Here is a 518-nt window from a genome sequence, read left to right on the forward strand (position 1 = left end):
CACGAGTGGTGGAAGTATGTGTATGATGAACACTATGACTGTGTGATTTGTCCGGAATACCAGGTGTTGTCCTACCGTACCACCAACCGGGATGGATACCGGGAGTACCAAAGCGACCCAAAGATCTGTGCAAGCTGTCCTACCCGCCATCTGTGCACCCACTCCAAAGACTGTGTCAAAACGGTACAGCGGCATATCTGGAAAGACTACGAGGACTTAGCGGATGACGCCCGCTATACGCCAAAATACCAGTGGCTTTACAAACGGCGGAAGGAAACCATTGAACGGGTCTTTGCCGATGCTAAGGAAAAACACGCCATGCGTTATACCCAGTACAGAGGCTTGGCCCAGGTGTCCAACTGGGTGAAGCTTAAATTTGCTGCCATGAATCTGAAAAAACTGGCCTGTTGGTTGTGGAAGGAGAAGCTTGCTCCATTTACCCTTATCCTTCTTTGGCCTCTATACGCCAGAGACCCGGCTTATGCTTGACGCATATGCCGGGTTTCTCGACAGACTGA

Annotated in this window: 1 protein-coding gene; it reads left to right on the forward strand. The window is 50.6% G+C overall.

Going from position 1 to position 518, the window contains the following annotated elements:
- The coding region (locus tag ACTQ33_RS17150; RefSeq protein WP_441465697.1) for a transposase at positions 1–489 on the forward strand (489 nt) is incomplete at its 5' end.
- Between the last annotated feature and the right edge of the window lie 29 nt (positions 490–518).

The sequence above is a fragment of the Candidatus Avoscillospira sp. LCP25S3_F1 genome, from assembly GCF_052117125.1.
In the GTDB taxonomy this organism is placed as follows: Bacteria; Bacillota; Clostridia; order Oscillospirales; family Oscillospiraceae; genus Avoscillospira_A.